The following is a 22227-nucleotide window of genomic DNA, read 5'->3' as shown; positions in this document are numbered from 1 at the left end:
TCTCGCGAGCCGGGCGGTGCGTCGGTGTCAACGGCGTGGTCCGCGCGTCGACCAGAGCGCGAGCAGCACGAGAACGGGCTGGAAGAACAGCCGCACGAACCGTTTGATCTCGGTGTCGAGGCCGAAGCCGTCGCGATGGTGCACCCACTGGGCGAGGTTGCCCGGGAAGACGGCGATGAAGAACAGGGCGGCGATCACTCCGACGAGTCGGCGCTTACCGTGTGCGAACAGCAGCGCGGAGCCGAGGCCGATCTCGACCACGCCGGACGTGAGCACCGTCGTATCCGGATCGAGCGGCAGCGATTCGGGCACCTGCGCCTGGAACTCCTCCCTGGCGAACGTCAGATGCGAGACGCCCGCGAACACGAGCGAGGATCCGAGGAACAGGCGGCCGATCGTGCGCGCAGGTGTCGACATGGCGCGAGTCTACGCCGCGGTCAGATGAGGCGGCGGAGCGCCTCTTCGAGCGAGACGCCCTGGGCATCGGCGCGGTCGGCGAGGCGCGCGTGCTCCTCGCCCGACAGCTGCACGCGGAGCTCGATCGGGTCGGTCGACGGCTCGTCGTCGAAGCCGTCGAACAGGTCGGGGGCCTCCGCCCACAGCGGCTCGGCGAGCGACGCGGCAGTGGCGGGGGACGTGGCCGCGGCGGCGCCGACCGACGCGTTCCCCCCGCCGTCGACTCCGACGCGTGCGGCGTCGGCCTCGACGGCATCCGCCCAGGCGGCGTCATCGTCGGAGGGCGACCAGCCGCCCGCGTTCGCGGCGATCGGCGCGGAGGCTGCGACGGCGGCTCCTGCGTCCGTCGCCATCGTGAATCCGGGGCCCCGGCGCGGTTCCTGCTTCTGCTGGTACGCCTTCGCGGCGGCGTTCGCGCGCTCGTCGGCCGCCTCGTTGAGCGGGTGGCCGGCGTGACCCTTCACCCACGAGAACTCGACGTCGCGCCCGCGGATCGCCTCGTCGATGCCCTCGAGCAGGTCGCGGTTCAGCACCGGGCCGCCGTCGGACTTGCGCCACCCCTTGCGCTTCCAGCCCGGCATCCACTTGGTCACCGAGTCGATCACGTAGCGACTGTCGCACTCGATCAGCAGCTTCTCGGTCGTACCGGCGGTCGCGCGCAGCAGTTCGAGCACGGCCTGCAGCTCACCCTGGTTGTTCGTGCCGTGCGGCGAGCCGCCCGCGGCCCAGTTCGCGTCGTCGATGTACCAGGCCCATCCGTTGGGGCCCGGGTTGCCCAGGGCGGAACCGTCTGCCGCGGCGGTGATCGTCATCCCTCCACCGTAGCCGCGGCGGGCGACACTGCCGGCCCGCACCCTCTCCGTTCGAATCGCGCGACGGGCAGGTCGTAGGCGTCGAGAACTGCACGTCAGGCGACTCGAAAGTGCGATCAGTCCTCGGGGTCCGGCTCGCGGCGTCCGGTCGAGGGGGCCGACGGAGCCGGGGGCGCGACGGGAAAGACGATCGAACTCACGCTCCCGCCGGTCTCGGCGCCGAGGCCGATCGACAGCGGGTCGACCGCGGGCGCGGTGTCGAGCACCTCGGACGCACCGCGTTCGAGCGGCTCGGACGGCAATGCCCACTGCTTCTCTTCTTCTTCGGGTCGTTGCTGGAACAGTCCCATGCACCCATTGTCGCCCTGCGGGACACGGGCCGGCACGGATTCACACCGGATCGATCGGATGGCGGAAGGTCAGCGGGATGCCGCGCGCACGGCGTCGACCAGCTCCCGCCACGGGCCGTCCAGGGCGGAGTCGGGAAGTTCGCGTTCGCGGCGCTCCGAGGGGGTCCGGACGCGGATCAGCCACACGAAACGGTCGGCGCCGCGCCCGGCATCCGCGTCGTCGTCCCACGGGAGTCGCTCGACCATGGTGATCCACCGCGGTGCTTCGGCGGGGTCGGGCTCGACGGTCCACTGGCGGCGGATGCCGGCGATCCCGCCGGTGCGCACCACCGCGATGACGACGGGGCCGTCAGTCTGTCGAGGGGACTCGCTCATCTCCATAGACTCCCACGGTCGTCCAGGCGCGTCGAGCGGCAGCCTCGGTCGCCTCGTCGACGGCGGCCGCCGCGGCGACGGTCGCGTCGGCGAACTCCGTGAAGTCGGCCGTGCTCGACAGTCCGCCCGTGAGCGCCGCGTACCAGACCGACCCCGCGGTCTCCCAGGCGTTGCCGCCCAGATCGATCGCGAACAGCGCGAACGCGCGGTTCGGGATGCCGGAGTTGATGTGCACCCCGCCGTTGTCTTCCGTGGTGCGGACGAACCCGTCCATGTGTGCGGGCTGCGGGTCTTTGCCGAGCTCGTCGTCGTCGTAGGCGGTGCCCGGTTCGATCATCGAGCGCAGCGCGCGCCCTTCGACGGCATCCGTGAAGATCTCGGCTCCGACCAGCCAGGTCGCCTGATCGGCGGTCTGCCCCAGCAGGTACTGCTCGGTGAGCGCCCCGAACACGTCGGCGATCGACTCGTTCAGCGCCCCGGGCTGCCCCTGGTACTCGAGGTTGGCGGTGAACTGCACGACGCCGTGCGCGAGCTCGTGCCCGATCACGGTGGTGGAGGAGGTGAAGCCCTGGAACACCTCGCCGTCGCCGTCTCCGAACACCATGCGCTGACCGTCCCAGAACGCATTGTCGTAGTCGACTCCGTAGTGGACGGTCGCGTCGAGCGGAGCGCCGGCGTCGTCGAGGGAGTTGCGGGAGAAGGCCGCGAGCAGCATCTCGAAGGTGGCCCCGAGCCCGTCGTAGGCCTCGTTGACGGAGGTGTCGTCGACGGGCGGCTCGTCTTCGCTCCGGACGACCGCGCCGGGCAGGTTCTGAGTGTTGCCCGCGTCGCTGATCGTGCGGTTGGGCGCGTCGGAGAGCTGCGCGACGAGGTCGCCGTTCTCGTCGATGGAGAGGTCGAGCCGCGCACGGAAGGGCGGACGCCCGGCGGTGAGCGTCTGTCTGGCTGCGGCCGCCGCGCGCGGGTAGCGGCCGGACGCGGCCAGACGCGCGAGCAGGTAGGACGGGACGACTCCGGGGGATGCGACGTGGCTGCTCATGCTCCGACCATACGCCGGGGCGCCGACGTCGGGGTGGGTCCCGGCGGCGGCTCGGCGTGCTCGCTCGTCGCTCTGCATCGCACGCCTCCGATTTGAGATTGAGAATCGTTCTCAATACTGTGGAATATCGTGACGCCCACGACCTCCCGCCGCGCCGGCGCCCTGCTCGCCCTCTCCCTCTCGACCGCCCTCGCGCTCACCGCGTGCGCCGACCATTCGGTCCCGGCCGCGGACCCGACCTCCACCGCCCTCCCGTCGAACGACGGCGTCGACGGCGGCGGAGCCGCGGAGGTCGCGTCCCCGGCATCCGCTCTGGTCATCGCCGACGACGACGGCGCCCTCACCCTGCTCGACCTCGAGACCGATGAGCGCGAAGAGCTCGACGGAGACGGTGTCGCGACGGGAACGGGGCGGTTCCTCCACCGCACCCGCGAGTCCGGCGGCGAGACGGTCGTCGAGGTCGTCGACTCCGGGCGCTGGACAGTGCCGCACGGCGACCACTCCCACTCCTTCCGCGGCGAGGCGCGGGTCGTCGGCACGATCCAGGGCGAGGGGCCGGCCCTCGCGACTGTCGGGGATCAGGCGACGGCGATACGCCTCGGCGGCGAAGTCGTCCTGCTCGACCACGAGACGCTCGACCTCGATGACGTGACCCGCCTCGACCTGCCAGGCACCGGCCCGGTCATCCCCTTCGCGGCCCACCTGATCTCAGCCGCCGGCAGCACGGTCGACGTGCTCGACGCGGCGGGCGAGCCGATCGGCGTCTCCGCGCCCTGCACGCAGCCGAGGGATGCCGACATCACCCGCGTCGGCGCGGTGATCGCCTGCGCGGAGGGAGCGGTGCTGGTGACGCGGGAGATCGGGGGACAGCTCGCCGCCGAGAGCATCCCGTACCCGGCCGGATCGCAGCCGCCCGCGCAGCTCGTCGGTCGCGCCGACCGACCCGACCTCGCCGGCATCGCGGGAGATCACGGCGCCCTGCTGCTCGACACGCGGGCCCGCTCCTGGACGCTCCTGGCCACCGATGCTCCGCTCGTCGCCGCCGCCGCGATCGGCGATGACGACAGCCGCACGGTCGTGGTCGCCGCCGACGGAACGGCGCGCGTGCTCGGCCACGACGGCGTCGAGATCTCCCGCACGGAGCCGCTGCTCGCAGCATCCGCCTCCGACCCCGCCGCCCGCGACCGGATCGCCGTGCTCGTCGACGCGCGCCACGCGTACGTGGCCGACCCGGCATCCGGAGCCGTCCACGAGATCGACCACCGCGACGGTGCCGTCACGCGCACCTTCAGCGACCTCGAGCCCCGATACGTCCAGCTCGTCGGCTGACCAGACCCACCGACGGCCCAGCCGTCACGCGCACCCGCGCACCCACCGAGAAGAAGGAGAACATCCATGTCCCGACCTGCACGCAGCCGCCTCGCGGCCGGCGCGCTGGCCGCGCTCGCCGCAGTCGCGCTCGCCGGATGCGCGAGCGCCGAGCCGTCGGCATCCGGCGGATCCGAGGCGCCCGAGCACGACCACCAGGCCGACACCCGCGTCGCCGTCGCGTACGACGGCGGCGTCACCGTGCTCGACGGCGAGACGCTCGAGCCGATCGACGCCGTCGACCTCGACGGATTCCTGCGCGTGAACGGTGCCGGCGACCACGACGGACACGTCTTCATCACCGCGGCCGACGGCTTCCATGTGCTCGACACTGGGCTCACCTCCGACACCGTCGAACTCACCGGCGAGGTCTTCGAAGCCGCAGCCGCCGGGCACGCCACCCCGCACGCCGGACGCACCGCGCTGTTCGACGACGGCACCGGCGACGTCCGTATCTTCGACACCGACGCGATCGGCACCGGGACGCTGCCCGACTACGACACCGTCACCTCGGAGCAGGCGCACCACGGCGTCGCGATCGAACTCTCCGACGGGACCCTGCTGTCGACCATCGGCACGTCGGAATCCCGCAGCGGCGTGCGGCACCTCGCCGCCGACGGCTCGGAGCTCGCCCGCAACGAGGAGTGCCCCGGCGTGCACGGAGAGGGCGCACTGAAGGGCGAAGCCGTCGTGTTCGGCTGCGAGAACGGCGTGCTGCTGTTCGACGGCGGCGAGTTCACCAAGATCGCCGCGCCTGACGCCTTCGGCCGCTCGGGCAACGCGTACGTCACCGACACCAGCGCACTCGCCGCGATGGACTACAAGACCGACCCGGATGCCGAGGGCTACCTGCTCTCGAAGCTCGCCCTCGTCGACGCCGACGCCAAGTCCCTCTCGATCGTCGACCTGCCCGAGGGGGTCGAGTACACGTGGCGCGGCGTCGGTCGCAGCGGTCACGACGACATCGTGCTGCTCGCCGCGGACGGGTCACTGAACGTGCTCGACGAGTCGGGCGAGATCGTCGACTCCTGGGACATCATCGACCCGTGGGAGAGCCCCGAGGAATGGCAGCAGCCGCACCCCGGCCTGCGCGTCGTCGGCGACATCGCCTACGTGACGGAGCCGGCGTCCGACCGCATCCTCGCCGTCGACCTGCACACCGGCGAGATCACGGCCGACGTGACCCTCGACGTCACGCCCAACGAGTTCGTCGTCGTGGGGGCCGCCGGGCACTGAGCCCGCGTGTGCGGCTCGCCCGCCCGCGTGTTCGGTCGGCACCTCTGGTGGGAATCCCGCGCGGATTCCCGCCGGAGGTGCCGACTCGGCGAAGGGGGCGGCGCGGGCAGCGCGGTCCGGCGAGGGGCGGCACGGCACGCGCGGATCGCGACGGAGAACGGATGCCGTGCGGCAGCGCGAGCACGCGCCTCCGCCGCCCAGGTCAGTCGCGTAAAATCAGGACAATGACCGACGCCCACTCCGACGCCGCACCCGACCTCGGACCGGGCCTCGACCCCGCAGACCTCGCCACGACGCTGCGCGTGCTCTCCGAACTGCACAAGGTCGACAACCAGCATCCTGATTTCATCGCCGTGCGCCAGGCGACCGCCGCGATGTTCAAAGACGTCAAGCGTGTGCGCCGCAAGCAGATCCGCGACGCGATCGCCGAGGCCGACAAGGCCGTCGTCGCGCGCACCGCGACGGGTGCTCCCGACCGCATCGACGACGAGACCCGTGGCAATGACCTCGCATCGAGCGTGGTCGACGCTCCGATCGCCGGCGAGCTGCTCAAGCCGCGCAACTGCTACATCTGCAAGCAGCCGTACACGCTCGTCGACGCGTTCTACCACCAGCTCTGCCCCGACTGCGCCCGGTTCAGCCACGGCAAGCGCAACGCCCGCACCGACCTCACAGGCAAGCGCGCCCTGCTCACCGGCGGCCGCGCGAAGATCGGCATGCACATCGCACTCCGTCTGCTGCGCGACGGCGCCCACACCACCATCACGACGCGGTTCCCGCGCGACGCCGTGCGGCGCTTCTCGGCGCTCCCGGATGCCGCGGACTGGCTGCACCGCCTTCGTGTGGTCGGCATCGACCTGCGCGACCCGGCCCAGGTGATCGGCCTCGCGGATTCCGTCGCCGCACAGGGCCCCCTCGACATCCTCATCAACAACGCCGCGCAGACGGTTCGGCGCTCGCCGGGTGCGTACTCGCTGCTGGCGGATGCCGAGCTGCAGCCGCTCCCCGACGGTCCGCTGCCCGAGATGGAGACCTTCGGGCACACCGCCGATCCGCATCCGCAGGCGCTGCAGGCGTCGGTCGACGCGCACCCGCTGCTGTCGGTCGCGGCACTCGGAGGAACCGTCGCGGAGCAGGGCGGCCAGGCGCTCACCGCCGAAGACCTCGCCCGTCTCGCGATGGCGCCGGGATCGTCGTCGCTCGAGAAGCACGCCGACGGCACCGCGATCGACGCCGGCGGTCTCGTGCCGGACGTCAACCGCGTGAACAGCTGGGTGCAGTCGGTCGACCAGGTCGATCCGCTCGAGATGCTCGAGGTGCAGCTCGCGAACACGACCGCCCCTTTCCTGCTCATCAGCCGCCTGCGCGCGTCGATGGCCGCGTCGCCCGCCCGCCGCAAGTACGTCGTGAACGTCTCGGCGATGGAGGGGCAGTTCTCGCGCCGCTACAAGGGACCGGGTCACCCGCACACCAACATGGCGAAAGCCGCGCTCAACATGCTCACGCGCACGAGCGCGGGGGAGATGCTCGAGACCGACGGCATCCTCATGACCGCCGTCGACACGGGCTGGATCACCGACGAGCGCCCGCACTACACGAAGGTGCGCCTCGCGGAGGAGGGCTTCCACGCCCCGCTCGACCTCGTCGACGGCGCCGCCCGCGTGTACGACCCGATCGTGCGCGGCGAGGCCGGCGAAGACATCCAGGGCGTGTTCCTCAAGGACTACGAGCCCAGCCCCTGGTGAGCTGACGGCCCCGCACCGCGTTTCGAATCGCTTGATGTGCAGGTTTCGACCGCCGGAATCTGCACATCAAGCGATTCGAACGCCGGGAGAGGGGGCTACCGCGGCCGCACCTCGAGGGTGGCCGACGCCCACTCGCCGAGCTGGTCGAGGATCGGCAGCAGACCGCGTCCGCCGTGCGTGAGTTCGTAGGACACCGTGACGGGCGGACCGGCGTCGACCGACCGGGCGACGAGTCCGGCATCGGAGAGCTCGGCGAGGCGGTCGGACAGAACGGTGTCGCTGATCCCGGTGACCGCGCGGCGCAGGGCGACGAAGGTCGACGGTCCGCCGCCGAGGGATGACACGATCATGCCGTTCCATCGCTTCCCGAGCACGCTGAAGGCCAGGGTGACGGCGGCGTCGCACCTGGTCAGGTCGTGGTCGGCCTCGGGCATGTCCCCATTGTAACTGTGCTACGTTAAGGCGAGTCGCTAAGAAAAACAGAGCGACTACGAAAACGAAAGGCAGTCCCATGTCCCTGTTCCGCCTGGATGCCAGCATCCTCCCCGCGTCGTCCGCCAGCCGATCGCTCGCCGACCTCGTCGAGGCCGAGTGGACGGCATCCCACCCCGACTCCACCGTGACGCGCCGCGATCTGGCCGCCGACCCCGTGCCCGCGACCGCCTGGGCGGATGCGGTGACGGGCGGTTTCGTCGACGAGGCGCAGCGCACTCCGGCGCAGAACGAGGCGCGCGCGCTCGCGACCACGTTCGCCGATGAACTGATCGGCGCCGACGCCCTGCTCTTCGCCGTGCCGCTCTACAACTACGGCGTCTCGCAGCACTTCAAGACCTGGTTCGACCTCGCGTACACCGACCCGCGCATCGACCCGCAGGGCACCGCGCTGCGCGGCAAGCCCGCCACCCTCGTGACGGTGCTCGGCGGCAACTACGCCCCCGGCACGCCCAAGGAGGGCTGGGACCACTCCACCGGATGGCTCCGCCGCGTGCTCGCGGACGTGTGGGGTCTCGACCTGCGCGTCGTCGAGCGACCCTTCACCCTGGTCGGAGTGAACCCCGCGCTCGACGCCTTCGCCGACACCGCGCGCGAGCTCAAGGAGAACGCCGAGTCCGACGCCCGCACCTACGGCCGCGAGCTCGCGGCGCGCCGGGGCGAGGTCGCCTGACCCCGGCATCCGGTCCCCGGTGTCGGGCGCGTCAGGCCGGGCGCGGGGGATAGGGATGCGGGAGCCACACCGTGACGTTCAGGCCGCCGCCCTGCCGCGGGGTGAGCACGAGCGATCCGTCGTGGGCCTGTGCGATGCGCTGCACGATCGCGAGGCCGAGCCCGACGCCGACGTGATCGCCGGATCGGCCCTCGGTGCGCACCCGCTCCGCGCCCCGCTGGAACGGCTCGACGAGAGTCGACACGACGTGCGGCGCGAGCGCCGGTCCCGTGTTCTCGACGACGACCGCGACCGCTTCCGGCAGCACGTGCGTCCGCACCACGACGGTGCCGTCGGCCGGCAGGTTGTGCACGATCGCGTTGTGCACGAGGTTCATGATCAGCTGCTGCAGCAGCGCGGGGGAGCCGAGCACGTTCGCGGTGTCGCCGCCCTCGTCGATCGTCACCCTGCGGCGCTCGGCGAGCGGAAGCAGCGTCTCGACGGACTCCTCGGCCAGCAGCGACAGGTCGATCGGCTCGCGCGTGAACACCCGTCGCTCGGCGCGACTGAGCAGGAGCAGAGCCTCCGTGAGCTCGATCGCCCGGGTGTTGACGTCTTGCAGACGGTCGATGAGCCCGTCGACGTCGCGGCGGGGGTCGTCGCGGGCGACCTCGAGCATCGTCTGCGAGATCGCGAGCGGGGTGCGCAGCTCATGAGAGGCGTTCGCCGCGAACCGCTGCTGCTCCGCGACCTGCGCTTCGAGCTGTTCGAGCATGGCGTCGAAGACGTCGGCGAGGTCGCGGAACTCGTCGCGCGGCCCCTCCAGGTCGACACGGTGCGACAGCGACCCCTGCGCGGCGAGCTGGGCGGCGCGGCCGATGCGGTCGAGCGGCGCCAGCATCCGACCGGCGAGCAGCCAACCGCCGCCGATGCCGATCGCGAGCAGCACGAACATCACCACGACCGCTGCGGGGATGAATGCGCGAGTCAGGTCGTAGCGGTTCGGGAACACATCGACGGCATCCGGCACGTACCGCAGCAGCCACAGCGCCACGGCGGCGAGCAGCAGCGCCCCCGACACGACGACGACGCCCGCGTAGCTGAGGGTGAGCTTCCAGCGGGCGGTGATCCCGCGCCGTCTACGCCTCGGCGTCGGCATCCGCCGTCTCCTCCGCTCCGATGCGGTAGCCGACTCCCGGCACGGTGCGGATGAGCCACGGTTCCCCGAGGCGCTTGCGCAGCGATGACACGGTGATGCGCACGGCGTTCGTGAAGGGATCGGCGTTCTCGTCCCAGGCGCGTTCCAGCAGCTCCTCGGCGCTCACGACGCCGCCCGCCGCGTCGACGAGCACCTCCAAGACGGCGAACTGCTTGCGGGTGAGGGCGACATAGCGACCGTCGCGATACACCTCGCGGCGGAACGGGTCGAGCCGCAGCCCCGCGATCTCGAGCACCGGCGGCCGCACGCGCTGACGACGCCTGTCGAGGGCGCGCAGGCGCAGCACGAGCTCGCGCAGCTCGAACGGCTTGGTGAGGTAGTCGTCGGCGCCGAGCTCGAAGCCGCTGGCCTTGTCGTCGAGGCGGTCGGCGGCCGTGAGCATGAGGATGGGGATGCCGCTGCCCGACGCCACGATCCACCGGGCCACATCGTCGCCGGAGGGTCCAGGGATGTCGCGGTCGAGCACGGCGAGGTCGTAGCTGTTGATGCCGAGCAGTTCGAGCGCGGTGTCGCCGTCTCCGGCGATGTCGGCGGCGATCGCCTCGAGGCGAAGCCCGTCGCGCACGGCCTCGGCCAGATACGGCTCGTCCTCGACGATCAGCACGCGCACGACAGGACTCCCATGTGCTGAGAGCTTACGCACCCCGACATATCGCGAGCATATGCAAAATCGCATACGACCCGGCAACACCCGCGCTCGTTGACTGAGTGCCATGAACACTTCTCCCGCTCTCAGACAGCGCCGCCGCGTGACGGTGATCGGCGCCGTGCTGCTCGCCGCCGTGATCGCCGGATCGGCGCTGCTGATCGGACAGCAGTCGCTGGCCGCGGCATCCACTCCCCTCCTCTCCGGACCCGTGACGCAGGCCGACGGGCTGATCCGCGAAGAGGGGACGGTGTCGGTGTTCGACGACGTGCCGGCGGTGACGAACCTCGACGCAGACCTGCTCGCCGCCGTGCGCTCGGCAGCGACGGCCGCTGCCGAGCGCGACGGCGTGCGCATGCACGTGAACAGCGGGTGGCGCTCGGCCGCGTACCAGCAGCAGCTGCGACAGGATGCCGTCAGCCGGTACGGCTCCGAGGAGGAGGCGGCGCGCTGGGTGGCGACGCCGGAGAACTCCGAGCACGTGTCGGGGGATGCCGTGGACCTCGGCCCCGTGGCGGCGCAGGACTGGCTGTCGCAGCACGGTGCAGAGTTCGGTCTGTGTCAGATCTACGCCAACGAGCGCTGGCACTTCGAGCTGCGGCCGGGTGCCGTCGCGAACGGCTGCCCGCTCATGTACGCCGATCCCACCGCCGACCCGCGGGTGCAGCGATGACCCTGACGGCGCCGACGACGCGCCTCACCCTGTCACGACTGCACGCTCCGACGCTCGAGACGCTTGCCGCGGCTGTCGCCGCGAACGTCGCGCGGATCCGCGAGGCGACGGACGCCCGCATCATGGCGGTCGTCAAGGCCGACGGCTACGGACTCGGCGCGCTCACGGTCGCCAGGGCTGCGCTCGCCGCCGGTGCGGAATGGCTCGGAGTCACGGATGCCGCAGACGGCGGCGCCCTGCGTGCGGCCGGCATCGAGGCGCCGATCCTCGCCTGGCTGAACCCGTCGGGGGTGGATGCCGCGCAGGCCGCGGCCGACCGCATCGACATCGCCGTCGGCTCGGTCGACGAACTGCGCCAGCTCGTGGCGGATGCGGCGCCCGGGGCGCCGCTGCTGCGCGTGCACCTGCACCTGGACACGGGAATGACGCGGGGCGGGGTGCCGCTCGACGACTGGGCAGAGCTGCTTCGCGTGGCGCGAGGGGCCCGCGACCGCCTCGACGTCGTCGGGGTCATGGGGCATCTCCCCGACGCCGACAGGGCGGACCCTGCGGCGAACGCGCCGGCCGTGCGGCGTCTGCGACACGGCCGCGACACGGTGCTGCGGGCGGGGTTCGGGCCGCTGCTCGTGCACCTCGCAGCGACCTCAGGCGCGCTCACCGACCGTGCGACCCACTTCGACCTCGTGCGGGTCGGCGCGGGGCTCGTCGGCATCGACCCGTCGGAGACCGTCGCACTGCAGGGAGCGGCGCGGCTCACGGCATCCGTCGTGCACAGCAGCGCCGTCGCGGCGGGGACGCCCGTCGGCTACGGCGGGGCGCACACGACCGACCGCGACACGCACCTCGCCGTGATCGGGGTCGGGTACGCCGACGGCATCCCTCGCGAGCTCGCATCGGGGGCGGCTGTCGCGATCGACGGCATCCGCTGCCCGCTCGTCGGGCGGGTGTCGATGGACCAGATCGTCGTCGACACCGGAGACCGCCGCGTGCCGCGAGGTGCCACGGCGGTGGTGTTCGGGCCCGAGGGTGGTGCGGTGCCGAGTGTGCAGGAGTGGGCGCGGTGGGCCGGCAGCATCCCGCACACGATCGTCACGGGGATCGGAGCGCGTGTGCAGCGGGGGATCGCAGGAGATCTCGCGTCTCGAAGGACGGAAGGGCAGATGTCGTCCTTCGTTGCGAGAGACCTCCTTCGTTGCGGGCGCGGGCCGGCAGAGCGCGGGCACGCAGTGCGCGAGCAGGAGGGGCCCGCATGAGGGTGCTGGTGATCGGAGGGGGACAGAACGCCGAGCATGCGGTGTCGCTCGCCTCGGCCGCCGCGGTGGCGGAGGCGCTGCGGTCGCGCGGGCACGCGGTGAGCGAGGTGACGATCTCCCGGGAGGGGGTGTGGCAGGTACCGGGGCTCGCGGAGGGAGCGGATGCGGCGGCCTCACTGGCCGCCGCACTGCCGCTGCTCGGCGACGCCGACGTGGTGTTCCCCGCCGTGCACGGCCCGCTCGGGGAAGACGGGGCGCTCGCCGCGCTGTGCGCCCTCGCGGGGGTTCGGGTTGTCGGCTCCGGTCTGCGCGCCGGGGCGATCGGCATGGACAAATGGGCCACGAAGCTCACCGCGCAGGCAGCCGGTCTGCGGATCGCGCGCGGCCGGGTCGTCGACGCCGCCGACCTGGGGGATGCCGAGTTCGACGGCCCGGTCGTCGTGAAGCCCGTGTCGAGCGGATCGAGCTACGGCGTCGGGCTCGTGCGCGAGGAAGGAGGGCTCGCGGCGGCGCTGCGCGAGGCGGCGCGTTACGACCGGAGGGTGCTCGTCGAGGAGGTCGTGCGGGGGCGCGAGATCGACGTGGCCGTGATCCGGGAGGCGGGCGGTGTGCGGTGGGCGGCTCCGCCGCTCGAGATCGAGACGACCGGTCTGTTCGACACCGCGACGAAGTACGACGGCACGGCGCGCTTCACGGTGCCCGCCGCTCTCACCGCGGCCGAGCACACGGGGCTCACCAGGGCGGCGCTGACCATGTTCGACGCCCTGGGCTGCGCGGGTGTCGCGCGCATGGACTTCTTCCTCACCGCCGACGGGCCGGTGCTGAACGAGGTCAACACGATGCCGGGCCTCACCGCCGCATCCCAGGTCCCGCGGATGTTCGCCGCCGCCGACGTCTCCTACCCCGACCTGGTGGAACGCCTCGTGCGCGCCGCCGAGGTGCCGGGCCGGTGAGCGCGCGGGTCGGTTGGCCGGACGTCGCGAAGGGCGTCTGCATCATCCTCGTCGTGCTGTGGCACGTCGTGACCAAGCACGCGGTCGGGATGCCGGGCGCCGGCACCGTGACCGACGTGTGGGCCACGGTGAACGCCCAGCTGCTGCCGTTGCGCATGCCGTTGTTCTTCCTGATCTCGGGGATGTTCGCGGGGCGGGCCGTGCTGGCGGCCGACGGGTCGACGTGGCGGCGGCGAGCAGGACGACTGCTCGCGGTGTACGTCATCTGGGTGCTCATCCAGACCGCCGTGCTCGCGCTCACGCCCGACTTCGATACGGCCAGGGCCGAGACCGGATGGGAGCTGCTCGCGCAACTGACGATCAGTCCGACCAACCTCTGGTACCTGCTCGCGCTCGCCGCCTACCTCGCCGTGGCGCGGCTCACCCGCGACGTGTCGACGGCGGTCGTGCTGCCGGTGGCGTTCGCGGTGTCGGCGGTGGCCGCCGCCGGCGTCATCCCCGACCTGGGCAACCTGTGGCAGGTCGCGCAGAACCTGCTCTTCTTCCTCGCCGGGCTGAGGCTTCGCGAGGGGATCGAGCGGTTCGCCGCGGCATCCGATCCCGTGCGCGCGGTGGGTCTCGGCCTGCTGTACCTCGGGGCGGCGGCCGTGGTCGGTGTGCTGGGGATGCGGCAGTGGCCGGGGGTGTGGCCGCTGCTCGGCGCCGTGGCCGTGGCGTGCGGGGTCGCCGTGTGCGCGCTCGTCGACCGGAGTGCGGCGCCGCTCGCCCGACCGCTGCGGTGGATCGGCCGCAGGACGCTGCCGATCTACGTGCTGCACATGATCCCGCTCGCGCTGCTCGACGCGGGCCTGCGGACCGCCGGGTGGCGGGTCGCCCCCATGATCGAGGCCATCGGGCCCGTCGTGCTCACCGCTGTCGTCATCGTCATCTGCCTCGCGCTGCACGCCCTCCTCGTGCGGTGCGGATTGGGGATGCTGTTCGACCCGCTGCCCCTGTTCGACCGCGCCCGATCCATTCGACTGCATCTTTCGAGTCGGAAAAGCAAGCCCGCGAAACCGAGTGCCTCTTCCTCCTAGCGTGGTCGCATGCCGCAGCGCGATCAGTACGACCAGGTCAATCCCGTCACCCAGTACGAGCGCGTGGAACCGCCCGTGCAACATCAGCCGGAGCCGGGGGTGCAGGCGAAGATGACGCCCGTCCCCGATCTCGGCGAGGCCACCTACCGGGGCACCGGCCGCCTGGCCGGGCGCAGGGCGCTCATCACCGGCGGCGACTCCGGCATCGGCGCTGCCGCGGCGATCGCGTTCGCGCGCGAGGGCGCAGACGTCGTGATCGCCCACCTGCCGGGCGAGGAGGAGGATGCCGCGCACGTGCTGTCCCTCATCGAGGGCGCCGGCCAGCGGGGACGCGCCGTCGTCGCCGACATCTCCCAGGCCGAGCAGTGCCGGCGTCTCGTGTCGGAGGCCGTCGAGTTCCTCGGCGGTCTGGACGTGCTCGTGAACAACGCCGGCAAGCAGATCGCCGTCGACCGGGTCGAGGACCTCAGCGACGAGCAGTTCGAGGAGACCTTCCGCACCAACGTCTTCGCGAACTTCTGGATCACCAAGGCGGCGCTCGCACACCTCGGCGAGGGGGCGAGCATCGTCAACACCGCGTCGCTCGAAGCGTACAAGCCGTCTCCCGACCGCATCGACTACGCGGCGACCAAGGCGGCGATCAACAACCTCTCGAAGGGTCTCGCGCTGCAGCTCGCCTCGCGCGGCATCCGCGTGAACGTGGTCGCTCCCGGCCCGGTGTGGACCGCGCTGCAGGTGTCCGACGGCGTCTCCGACGAGCAGATGCAGAACTTCGACGACGAGAACACCTACCAGCGCGCGGGTCAGCCGGCCGAGCTCGCGCCGGCCTTCGTGTTCCTCGCGTCGGCGGAGTCCGGCTACGTCTCGGGCGCCACGCTCAACGTCAACGGCGGGATGGTCACCCCGTGACCGTCGCGGCGGAGTGCACGGTCGTCTTCCTCCCCGGCCTCGGGCTCGACGCCTCGGCCGTCGTCCCGGTGGCACGCGAACTCGACGCGCGCTTCCGCGTGATCGCGATCGAGCTGCCGGGGCAGGGCGACGCGCCCGACGCCCCGGACGGATCGGTGACGGCGCAGGTGGATGCCGCGGTCGCGGCCATCGCGGCGCGCGCCGACGGCGGGCCGTGGGTCCTGTGCGCGCACAGCATGGGCGGGAAGATCGCGGCGGGGATCGCCGCGCGCGTGCGCGACGGCTGCGCACCGCTGTTCGGGCTGATGGGCGTGGTGCTGCTCGCCCCGTCACCGCCGACGCCCGAGCCCATGCCCGACTCGAAGCGGCACGAGATGCTCTCCTGGGTCGACGACGGACCGATCTCCGACGCCGACGCCCGCACCTTCGTCGACGACAACGTCGGAGCGTCGTTGCCCGCCGAGTTCCAGGCTTCGGTCGTGGAATCCGTGCGGGCGATGTCACCGGTCGCGTGGCGGCGCTGGCTCGAGCAGGGCAGCGTCGAAGACGTGTCGGCCGGCATCGGCATCCTCGACCTGCCGTGCACCGTGCTCGGCGGGGATCAGGACGACCTGCTCGGCGCCGACGCGCAGCCGGAGCTGCTGTCCGACGTCTACCCCCGTGCCCGGTTCGTGACGCTGCCCGGGGCAGGGCACCTGCTCTCGTACGAGCGTCCGGCCGAGGTCGCCTGTGCGCTCGGTGAGCTGTGGGACGACGCCTCCGCGCACAGCGCGCTCGTGCCGCACGAGTGGGGACTCGTCATCGCCTCGGCGCGCACGACGCCGAAGGTGCGCAGTGCACTGGCCCGCCGAGCGCTGCCCGACGATCCGCGGTACCGCCCGCGCGTCCTGAGCCCGGCGCAGCTGGACCTGCTCCGTCGCATCGCCGACCGACTCGTGCCGCAGCCCGACGGCGGACGCATCGATCTCGCGGCGCGCGTCGACTCCGACCTGGCGGCCGGGGGAGGCGACGGGTGGCGACCGGCGGGAGCCCTCTCCGACGACGAGGCGTACCAGGAGGGTCTGGACGCCCTCGCGACCGTCTGGCCGGAGGCGACCGACGAGCAGGATGCGCTCATCCGCGACGTCATCGACGGCACGAGCGAGACCGGGGGGCGCCTGACAGCCGACGCCCTGCGGCGCTGGTTCGAAGATCTGCGGGTCGATGTCGCGCGGGAGTGGCTCACGCACCCGGCCTCCCTGGCGCGGGTCGGCTACGACGGATTCGCGACCGGCGCGGAAGACGTCGACTTCGCCGGCTACCGCGACCTCGCGGCCGGTGCGCGGGACGACTGGGAGCCCTCCGACCTCGGAGTCAGCACGACACCCGATGCCACTCCGGGCGCGTCGAAGGAGGATGCCGCGTGAAACTCGACGCGATGAAGACACACCCGCTCGACGAGGTGGTCGACGTGGTCGTCGTCGGCACCGGAGCGGGCGGGGCGCCGCTGCTGGCCCGACTGGCCGAGCACGGCCTGCGCGTCGTGGCCCTCGAAGCCGGACCCAACCACGACCCCGCCGACTACACCCCCGACGAGATCGACGCGACGGCGATCAACTGGATGTCGAGCCGCTTCAGCGGCGGCGACGCCCCGACCGCGTTCGGCCCCAACAACAGCGGCTTCGGAGTCGGCGGCGGCACCGTGCACTGGGGGGCCTTCACGCCCCGGCCCGACGAACGCGACCTGCGGCTGCGCACCGAGACGGGCGTCGGCCGTGACTGGCCCGTGGACCACGCCGAACTCACCCGCTACGTGGCGGAGGTCGAGGCGTACATCGGCGTCTCCGGACCCACCCCCTACCCGTGGGACCCCTCGCGGAGGTACCTGTACGAGCCGCCGCAGCGCAACGCCCCGGCCGACCTCATGGCCGTCGGCACGGCAGCGCTCGGCATCCGCTCGGCCGATGCCCCGGCCGCGATCATCACCCGCGACCGGCACCAGCCGCATCACGGACTCCGGCATGCCACCACGAACGTCGGTTCGATCCACCAGGGCGAGCGGCATGGCGCGAAGGCCACCACGGCGATCACCTACCTGCCCGCCGCCGTCGCAGCCGGCGCGGAGATCAGACCGGATGCCGTCGTGCACACGATCGAACGCGATGCGCACGGTCGGGTCACCGCCGTCGTCTACCGCAAGGACGGCACCGATCACCGGCAGCGCTGCGCTGCGCTGGTGCTGGCGGGCGGCGGTGTCGAGACGCCTCGGCTGCTGCTGCACAACGGCATCGCCAACTCCAGCGGCCAGGTCGGACGCAACTTCCTCGCCCACGGCGCCGTCCAGGTGTGGGGTCGCTTCGACGAGCAGATCCGCGGCTACCGCGGCTACCCGTCGGCCCTCATCACCGAGGACTTCCTGCGTCCGAACGACGCGGACTTCGCCGGCGGGTACCTGCTGCAGAGCCTCGGCGTCATGCCGTTCACCTACGCCACGACCCTCGTCCGCGGCGGCGGTCTCTGGGGGCCCGAGCTCATGGCCGACCTCGAGGTCTCGCGCTACAGCGCCGGCATCGGCATGAACGCCGACTGCCTGCCGTCGGACGACAACCTGCTCGAGCTGTCGTCGGAGGAGGACGAGTGGGGTCTGCCCCGCGCGAGCATCTCGTTCTCGCAGGGGGTCAACGAGAAGGCGCTCGACAAGCATGCCGTGCGCACGATGACCGCGATCCTCGAGGCGGCCGGGGCCCGCAGCACGCGGGTGCTCGCGCGCACCGCTCACACGCTCGGGACCTGCCGCATGAGCGACGATCCCGATGACGGCGTGGTCGACGCCGACGGGCGCTCGCACGACATCGACAACCTCTGGGTGTGCGACAACTCGACGTTCCCGAGCGCGCTGGCCGCAAACCCCGGGCTCACCCAGATGGCGCTGTCGCTGCGCACCGCGGATCGGATGCTCGCGGCGCGGTGACCCGGCGGTGGGGGATGCCGCGGCATCCCCCACCGGTCAGACCGTCGTGCGGCGGTACCCGCCCGCGTGCTCCTCGACGGCGCCCGCGGCGACGAAATCGTCGATCCAGCCGCCCATCGGCCACTCGCCCCAGCGCTCGGCGAACAGCGCGCCGTTGCGGAGGATGTCGTCGAGATGGCGCCAGGGCGGGGTACCGGCCGGATGCCACTGGTGGTATGCGTGCGCTCCGCCGACCCAGTGCAGCGGGATGCCGAGCGATCGTGCGCGACGGCCGAGATCCGTGTCCTCCGCGCCGTAGCCCTCGTACCGCTCGTCGAAACCGCCCAGCTGCCCCCAGGTGGTGGGCGTGACGGCGAAGGAGAGCGACCAGAACAGGTCGTACTCGGCGAAGCCGGCGGTCTCGATGGTCCCGGTCGAAGGATCCGGACGCACCGGATGCGGGTTCGTCGCCGCCGCGAGGTCGTCGGGGGACGACGGCCGCTGCACGCTCTCGAGGTAGGTGACCGGTCCGCAGAGCAGACCGTCGGGGTGCGAGTGCGAGGCCGCGACGTACCCGTCGAGGAGGTCTGGCCCCGGCAGGCAGTCGACGTCGAGGAACACGAGCAGGTCGGCGCCCCCGGCGAGAGCGACCTCGGCCGCCGCGTTGCGCGCGGCTCCGACCCGCATGCCGTCGCGCCCCGGCGGGACGTGCACGTGCACGGCGGCATCGAACGCGGGCGGCTCCGACTCGTCGAGCCAGGCTTCGATGCGCACGACCTCGTGCCCCGGCGACGAGACCTCGCGGAGGAAGCGGCGCTGGCGGTGCAGGTGGGCGAGCCTGTTCTCGGATGCCGGCGTGATCACGGCGATGCGGGCGGTCATGATGCGACCTCCTCGATCGCCCTGGCGGCGCGCGCGGCGGCGCCTCGCACGCCCCATCCCGCCCAGTCGGGCGTCGAGGCGGCGGCCCGCTCGATGAGCTCGACGATCTGCTGCGGCGTCGAATCGGCCGGGCCCGTCCACGCGTAGCCGTCGGACTGCAGCACCCGCCCGGTGTGCTCCTGCTCGCCGAACGGCCGGTCCTGCGGGAGGACGACGGCACGGGCTCCGGCGGCCGCCAGGTCGGCCACGCCGTTCTGGCCGGCCGCGCTCACCACCACGGTCGCCCGGCACAGCATCGGCCAGACGTCGTCGACCCGGTCGTCGCCCCGCGCGCCCGCGCTCTCGACCACCCAGCCCCGCGCAGTCAGCAGATCGGCCGTCTCTGCGAGCTCCGACTGATCGAGCGTGCGGCTGAGGAAGAGCACCCGCCTCGCGGCGTCATCCTCTCCTCCGTCGCGGTCCCGTCCGTCGTATCGGGAGATCGCTCCGACATGACGGACGCGGTCGATACGGCCCGCCAGCTCCGCGGCGTCGATCGTGCCGGACGCCCACGGCGCCACGATCCGATCCGCGATGTCGTAGCCGAGGCGGTGCGGGGAGTCGGTGCGGTCGCCGGGCTGCGCGAACACGACGGTCGGCACACCCAGCAGGCGCACGAACGCGGTCACCTCGACGCTGACGTCGACGACGAACACCGAGACCGGGTTGCGGGCGATCCAGTCGGCGATGAGCGCAAGGCGCTCTCGGTGCCCCGGGTGTCCGATGGGAGCCCAGTGCAGGGCGCCACCCGCCGTGACATCGCCGAGCTCGTGCGCGTTGCGGCTCACTCCGTCGGGTCCGACCACGGGGTCGGCATCCGCGGGCAGACGGATCCACGTCGTGCCGTCGTCGAGGGAGTCGGGAGCGGGGAGGCTCGAGAACACCGTGACCTCCTCGCCCAGATGGCGACGGATCGCTCGCATCCGCGTCACGTGTCCCCACCCGTGATGATGCACGTACCAGCCGATCATGCTCCGACCGCCTCCACCTCTTCGACGGGCCGGGTCTCCTCGGCGACCGAGGCAGGACTCTGTGCCGCGACGGCCAGCACGCGTTCGACCTCGCGATGGCGGCGGGCGAGCGAGTGACGGGTGATCGCGGCAGCCCGCACCCGATCGCGCATCTCGCTCGAGCCCGAGCCGCGGGCGAGCGCGGCGGCCGTCTGGGCGAGCGCGGCGACGTCCCCGGCGGCGACGACGGAGCATCCCGGGAGGCCGGCCAGCACCTCGCTTGCGCCCCCTTCGTCGAATGCGACCACCGGCGTGCCCGTCATGAGAGTCTCCGCCAGCACCAGCCCGAAAGGCTCGGACCAGACGGGGGTGACGAGCGCGACCGACGAGGCGCCGACGAGAGCGCACAGCTCGGGCTGACGCAACGCGCCGACGTACTCGACGTCTTCGCCGAGGAGCGGTTCGACCTCGCGGGTGAAGTAGTCCGCGTCGCCGATGCGCCCGGCGAGCCGGATCCGCGCACCGGCCAGGCGGGCGGCGCGGATCGCGAGGTGCGGGGCCTTCTCGGGGACGATGCGCCCGAACCAGACCCAGTGGTCGCCGCCCGCCCCTCGTTGCCACTGCGCGCTGTCGACCCCGTTGGGGAAGACGAACGCGTCGACGCCCTCCGCCGACCACGCGCGAGCCGTGTACTGGCTCACGGCGAGGAAGCGGTGTGGGGCGGACGGTGGAAGTGAGCGTGCGGCCTGCACCATGTCGGGGAGCGGCGGGGTGTGCAGCGTCGTCACGACGGGCACCCCGATGTCCCTGCTCCAGAGGATCGGATCGCCGTGGAGGCTGTGGTTGTCGATGACGTCCACGCGATCGAGCGGATCGGTGAGCCGGGCGCGGACACGGGCGAAGGCATCCGACATCCGTCCGCGGTGCCCCGCGGGGTTCTCGGTATCGGACACGTCGCGCGCGTGATGCCAGCGGGGTCGCGGCAGGTGCAGGTCGACCGCGGAATCGAGGAAGTCGGAGCCCTCGGCAGCGCACAGATCGACATGATGTCCACGGCGCCGCAACCACCGCACCCGGTTCCACACGACCGCCTCGAGGCCGCCGGCGTGCGGCTGGCGGAGCGCGTGCCGTTCGGGCGCCACGACGAGCACCCGCAGCCGGAGACCGGCGCTCATGCCGGAACCCCCGCGATCGCGTCGGCGTAGAGGCGGGCGTGCGCATCGCGGACCGACAGTCGCTCTTCGCGCCGCTCGGCCCGGCGGCTCGCCAGACGGTCTCCGACGGGCGAGGACGGGTGCCGGGCATCGCCCGCCCACGTCACGGCGTCCGCCAGCGTGCGGGGGTCGTCGAGATCCACGACGTGGAACTCGGACGGATGCTGCGCCCGAATGTGTCCGACGTCGGTTCCTGCCACGCGCACGCCCAGGTCGTAGCAGAGCTCGACCCACCCGGAATGAGTTCCATGGCGGTAGGGGAGGACGAACAGGTCCAGTCCGCCGAGCCAGGCCTCGACCTCGGCATCGTCCAGGTACGGGGTGCGTTGCACTCGCACGGCGGTCTGCCCGGAGGCCGCGGCGAGCACCCGCTCGGCGACGCGCTCGTCGCGCACCCGCTCGTTCAGCAGCACCTCGACCTCGACCGGCCGACCGGCCCCGTCGCGCATCCGCACCGCGTCCACCGCCGCGTGCACCGCGCGCTCCGCGTCGATGTTGGGACGGAGATCGCGCAGATGGATGCCGACGCGCACCGGGTCGTCCTCGCGAACCGGGTCGTCCTCGCCAACCGGCGCGGCAGCGTCGTCGAGCAGTGTGGGGTGGGCGAGCACCAGGCTCGTGCGACCCCAGCGCCGCTCGATCTCGGCCGCGGCGGACGGCGTGAGCGTCACGAGCCGGTCGGCGGCGGGCACGATCACGTCGAGCAGTGCCCGGTACGGCTCCTGGTCGACGATCTGGGGATTGTCGAGGTCGTGCACCGTGAAGACCACGGGGTGCCCCGCCTGCCGAGCCGCATCGATGCCGGCGCGCAGGTCGTCCGGCGAGAACGACTCCAGGCCGAAGTGCACGTGCAGCAGATCGTACCGGGCGGCGTTCTCGCTGAGCCAGGGCGCGGTCAGGGCGATCGGCGGCCACCACTGCTCGGGTGGGGCTCCGGGCACGGGAGGGTCGGGCAGCAG

Annotated in this window: 23 protein-coding genes; 11 read left to right on the top strand and 12 right to left on the bottom strand. The window is 72.2% G+C overall.

Annotated features, from left to right (window positions below; all coding sequences use genetic code 11):
* Positions 1-27: 27 nt before the first annotated feature.
* The 5 genes from RAC69_RS14275 to RAC69_RS14255 form a co-directional block, all read right to left on the bottom strand.
* A complete protein-coding gene (locus RAC69_RS14275) occupies positions 28-417 on the bottom strand; it encodes a DoxX family membrane protein (protein ID WP_375087399.1) in 390 nt (129 codons plus the stop codon).
* A 20-nt stretch (positions 418-437) separates the two neighbouring features.
* Entirely contained in the window at positions 438-1268 is an 831-nt protein-coding gene (locus tag RAC69_RS14270; protein WP_375087398.1) for a ribonuclease H, read from the bottom strand.
* 116 nt (positions 1269-1384) lie between these two features.
* Positions 1385-1618 (bottom strand): hypothetical protein, encoded by a 234-nt coding sequence (locus RAC69_RS14265; RefSeq protein ID WP_375087397.1) that lies wholly within the window; start codon positions 1616-1618, stop codon positions 1385-1387.
* A 69-nt stretch (positions 1619-1687) separates the two neighbouring features.
* A complete protein-coding gene (locus tag RAC69_RS14260; RefSeq protein ID WP_375087396.1) occupies positions 1688-1993 on the bottom strand; it encodes a protealysin inhibitor emfourin in 306 nt (101 codons plus the stop codon).
* A complete protein-coding gene (locus tag RAC69_RS14255; RefSeq protein ID WP_375087395.1) occupies positions 1968-3032 on the bottom strand; it encodes a M4 family metallopeptidase in 1065 nt (354 codons plus the stop codon). The genes RAC69_RS14260 and RAC69_RS14255 overlap by 26 nt, the downstream gene beginning before the upstream one ends.
* 129 nt (positions 3033-3161) lie before the next feature.
* On the opposite strand from RAC69_RS14255, the gene RAC69_RS14250 reads away from it, so the two are divergent.
* The 3 genes from RAC69_RS14250 to RAC69_RS14240 all read left to right on the top strand — a co-directional run bounded on the left by RAC69_RS14250 (position 3162) and on the right by RAC69_RS14240 (position 7381).
* Complete coding sequence (locus RAC69_RS14250; RefSeq protein ID WP_375087394.1) at positions 3162-4361, top strand: ABC transporter; 1200 nt, start codon at positions 3162-3164, stop codon at positions 4359-4361.
* Between the two features lie 66 nt (positions 4362-4427).
* Complete coding sequence (locus RAC69_RS14245) at positions 4428-5636, top strand: hypothetical protein (protein WP_375087393.1); 1209 nt, start codon at positions 4428-4430, stop codon at positions 5634-5636.
* Between the two features lie 224 nt (positions 5637-5860).
* Positions 5861-7381 carry an SDR family NAD(P)-dependent oxidoreductase gene (locus RAC69_RS14240; protein ID WP_375087392.1) on the top strand — a complete coding sequence of 507 codons (1521 nt, stop codon included), beginning with the start codon at positions 5861-5863 and terminating at the stop codon, positions 7379-7381.
* Between the two features lie 95 nt (positions 7382-7476).
* Here RAC69_RS14240 and RAC69_RS14235 read toward each other — a convergent pair whose 3' ends face one another.
* Positions 7477-7815, bottom strand: coding sequence for a helix-turn-helix domain-containing protein (locus tag RAC69_RS14235; protein WP_341935849.1), 339 nt, complete (start codon positions 7813-7815; stop codon positions 7477-7479).
* A 77-nt stretch (positions 7816-7892) separates the two neighbouring features.
* Between RAC69_RS14235 and RAC69_RS14230 the strand changes: the two genes are divergently transcribed.
* Positions 7893-8546, top strand: coding sequence for an FMN-dependent NADH-azoreductase (locus tag RAC69_RS14230; RefSeq protein WP_375087391.1), 654 nt, complete (start codon positions 7893-7895; stop codon positions 8544-8546).
* Between the two features lie 31 nt (positions 8547-8577).
* Here the strand turns inward: RAC69_RS14230 and RAC69_RS14225 are convergent, their stop codons facing one another.
* Positions 8578-9684: a sensor histidine kinase gene (locus RAC69_RS14225; RefSeq protein ID WP_375087390.1), complete on the bottom strand. Its 1107-nt coding sequence runs from the start codon at positions 9682-9684 to the stop codon at positions 8578-8580.
* The gene (locus RAC69_RS14220; RefSeq protein ID WP_375087389.1) at positions 9665-10354 is read right to left on the bottom strand and encodes a response regulator transcription factor; all 690 of its coding nucleotides are present in this window, start codon (positions 10352-10354) and stop codon (positions 9665-9667) included. The genes RAC69_RS14225 and RAC69_RS14220 overlap by 20 nt, the downstream gene beginning before the upstream one ends.
* A 103-nt stretch (positions 10355-10457) precedes the next feature.
* On the opposite strand from RAC69_RS14220, the gene RAC69_RS14215 reads away from it, so the two are divergent.
* From RAC69_RS14215 to RAC69_RS14185, 7 genes are read left to right on the top strand one after another with little or no spacing between them, the layout of a single operon-like run.
* The gene (locus RAC69_RS14215) at positions 10458-11063 is read left to right on the top strand and encodes a M15 family metallopeptidase (RefSeq protein ID WP_375087388.1); all 606 of its coding nucleotides are present in this window, start codon (positions 10458-10460) and stop codon (positions 11061-11063) included.
* Positions 11060-12316, top strand: coding sequence for an alanine racemase (alr, locus tag RAC69_RS14210; RefSeq protein ID WP_375087387.1), 1257 nt, complete (start codon positions 11060-11062; stop codon positions 12314-12316). Before RAC69_RS14215 ends, alr begins: the two co-directional genes overlap by 4 nt.
* Positions 12313-13269, top strand: coding sequence for a D-alanine--D-alanine ligase (locus RAC69_RS14205; RefSeq protein WP_375087386.1), 957 nt, complete (start codon positions 12313-12315; stop codon positions 13267-13269). Before alr ends, RAC69_RS14205 begins: the two co-directional genes overlap by 4 nt.
* Complete coding sequence (locus RAC69_RS14200; protein ID WP_375087385.1) at positions 13266-14345, top strand: acyltransferase family protein; 1080 nt, start codon at positions 13266-13268, stop codon at positions 14343-14345. The genes RAC69_RS14205 and RAC69_RS14200 overlap by 4 nt, the downstream gene beginning before the upstream one ends.
* A 9-nt stretch (positions 14346-14354) precedes the next feature.
* A complete protein-coding gene (locus RAC69_RS14195; protein WP_375087384.1) occupies positions 14355-15254 on the top strand; it encodes an SDR family oxidoreductase in 900 nt (299 codons plus the stop codon).
* A complete protein-coding gene (locus RAC69_RS14190; RefSeq protein ID WP_375087383.1) occupies positions 15251-16660 on the top strand; it encodes an alpha/beta fold hydrolase in 1410 nt (469 codons plus the stop codon). The genes RAC69_RS14195 and RAC69_RS14190 overlap by 4 nt, the downstream gene beginning before the upstream one ends.
* Before the next feature lie 11 nt (positions 16661-16671).
* Positions 16672-18204: a GMC family oxidoreductase gene (locus tag RAC69_RS14185; protein WP_375087382.1), complete on the top strand. Its 1533-nt coding sequence runs from the start codon at positions 16672-16674 to the stop codon at positions 18202-18204.
* Between the two features lie 36 nt (positions 18205-18240).
* On the opposite strand, the gene RAC69_RS14180 is transcribed toward RAC69_RS14185, so the two are convergent.
* From RAC69_RS14180 to RAC69_RS14165, 4 genes are read right to left on the bottom strand one after another with little or no spacing between them, the layout of a single operon-like run.
* Positions 18241-19065 (bottom strand): galactosyltransferase-related protein, encoded by an 825-nt coding sequence (locus RAC69_RS14180; RefSeq protein ID WP_375087381.1) that lies wholly within the window; start codon positions 19063-19065, stop codon positions 18241-18243.
* Complete coding sequence (locus RAC69_RS14175) at positions 19062-20075, bottom strand: hypothetical protein (protein WP_375087380.1); 1014 nt, start codon at positions 20073-20075, stop codon at positions 19062-19064. Before RAC69_RS14175 ends, RAC69_RS14180 begins: the two co-directional genes overlap by 4 nt.
* Positions 20072-21229, bottom strand: coding sequence for a glycosyltransferase (locus RAC69_RS14170; protein ID WP_375087379.1), 1158 nt, complete (start codon positions 21227-21229; stop codon positions 20072-20074). Before RAC69_RS14170 ends, RAC69_RS14175 begins: the two co-directional genes overlap by 4 nt.
* Complete coding sequence (locus tag RAC69_RS14165; RefSeq protein ID WP_375087446.1) at positions 21226-22227, bottom strand: glycosyltransferase; 1002 nt, start codon at positions 22225-22227, stop codon at positions 21226-21228. The genes RAC69_RS14170 and RAC69_RS14165 overlap by 4 nt, the downstream gene beginning before the upstream one ends.

Source organism: Microbacterium sp. LS_15 (assembly GCF_041954735.1).
In the GTDB taxonomy this organism is placed as follows: Bacteria; Actinomycetota; Actinomycetes; order Actinomycetales; family Microbacteriaceae; genus Microbacterium.
The sequence above is the reverse complement of the archived record's forward strand: the minus strand, read 5'-3'. Positions and strand labels throughout refer to the sequence as shown.

What these genes read in the sequence shown, in the direction of transcription:
- RAC69_RS14275 (WP_375087399.1), bottom strand. Translation starts at nt 417, where the DNA reads ATGTCGACACCTGCGCGCACGATCGGCCGCCTGTTCCTCGGATCCTCG.
- RAC69_RS14230 (WP_375087391.1), top strand. Translation starts at nt 7,893, where the DNA reads ATGTCCCTGTTCCGCCTGGATGCCAGCATCCTCCCCGCGTCGTCCGCC.
- RAC69_RS14260 (WP_375087396.1), bottom strand. Translation starts at nt 1,993, where the DNA reads ATGAGCGAGTCCCCTCGACAGACTGACGGCCCCGTCGTCATCGCGGTG.
- RAC69_RS14235 (WP_341935849.1), bottom strand. Translation starts at nt 7,815, where the DNA reads ATGCCCGAGGCCGACCACGACCTGACCAGGTGCGACGCCGCCGTCACC.
- RAC69_RS14265 (WP_375087397.1), bottom strand. Translation starts at nt 1,618, where the DNA reads ATGGGACTGTTCCAGCAACGACCCGAAGAAGAAGAGAAGCAGTGGGCA.
- RAC69_RS14225 (WP_375087390.1), bottom strand. Translation starts at nt 9,684, where the DNA reads ATGCCGACGCCGAGGCGTAGACGGCGCGGGATCACCGCCCGCTGGAAG.
- RAC69_RS14205 (WP_375087386.1), top strand. Translation starts at nt 12,313, where the DNA reads ATGAGGGTGCTGGTGATCGGAGGGGGACAGAACGCCGAGCATGCGGTG.
- RAC69_RS14175 (WP_375087380.1), bottom strand. Translation starts at nt 20,075, where the DNA reads ATGATCGGCTGGTACGTGCATCATCACGGGTGGGGACACGTGACGCGG.
- RAC69_RS14245 (WP_375087393.1), top strand. Translation starts at nt 4,428, where the DNA reads ATGTCCCGACCTGCACGCAGCCGCCTCGCGGCCGGCGCGCTGGCCGCG.
- RAC69_RS14170 (WP_375087379.1), bottom strand. Translation starts at nt 21,229, where the DNA reads ATGAGCGCCGGTCTCCGGCTGCGGGTGCTCGTCGTGGCGCCCGAACGG.
- RAC69_RS14270 (WP_375087398.1), bottom strand. Translation starts at nt 1,268, where the DNA reads ATGACGATCACCGCCGCGGCAGACGGTTCCGCCCTGGGCAACCCGGGC.
- alr (WP_375087387.1), top strand. Translation starts at nt 11,060, where the DNA reads ATGACCCTGACGGCGCCGACGACGCGCCTCACCCTGTCACGACTGCAC.
- RAC69_RS14185 (WP_375087382.1), top strand. Translation starts at nt 16,672, where the DNA reads ATGAAGACACACCCGCTCGACGAGGTGGTCGACGTGGTCGTCGTCGGC.
- RAC69_RS14180 (WP_375087381.1), bottom strand. Translation starts at nt 19,065, where the DNA reads ATGACCGCCCGCATCGCCGTGATCACGCCGGCATCCGAGAACAGGCTC.
- RAC69_RS14255 (WP_375087395.1), bottom strand. Translation starts at nt 3,032, where the DNA reads ATGAGCAGCCACGTCGCATCCCCCGGAGTCGTCCCGTCCTACCTGCTC.
- RAC69_RS14215 (WP_375087388.1), top strand. Translation starts at nt 10,458, where the DNA reads ATGAACACTTCTCCCGCTCTCAGACAGCGCCGCCGCGTGACGGTGATC.
- RAC69_RS14240 (WP_375087392.1), top strand. Translation starts at nt 5,861, where the DNA reads ATGACCGACGCCCACTCCGACGCCGCACCCGACCTCGGACCGGGCCTC.
- RAC69_RS14195 (WP_375087384.1), top strand. Translation starts at nt 14,355, where the DNA reads ATGCCGCAGCGCGATCAGTACGACCAGGTCAATCCCGTCACCCAGTAC.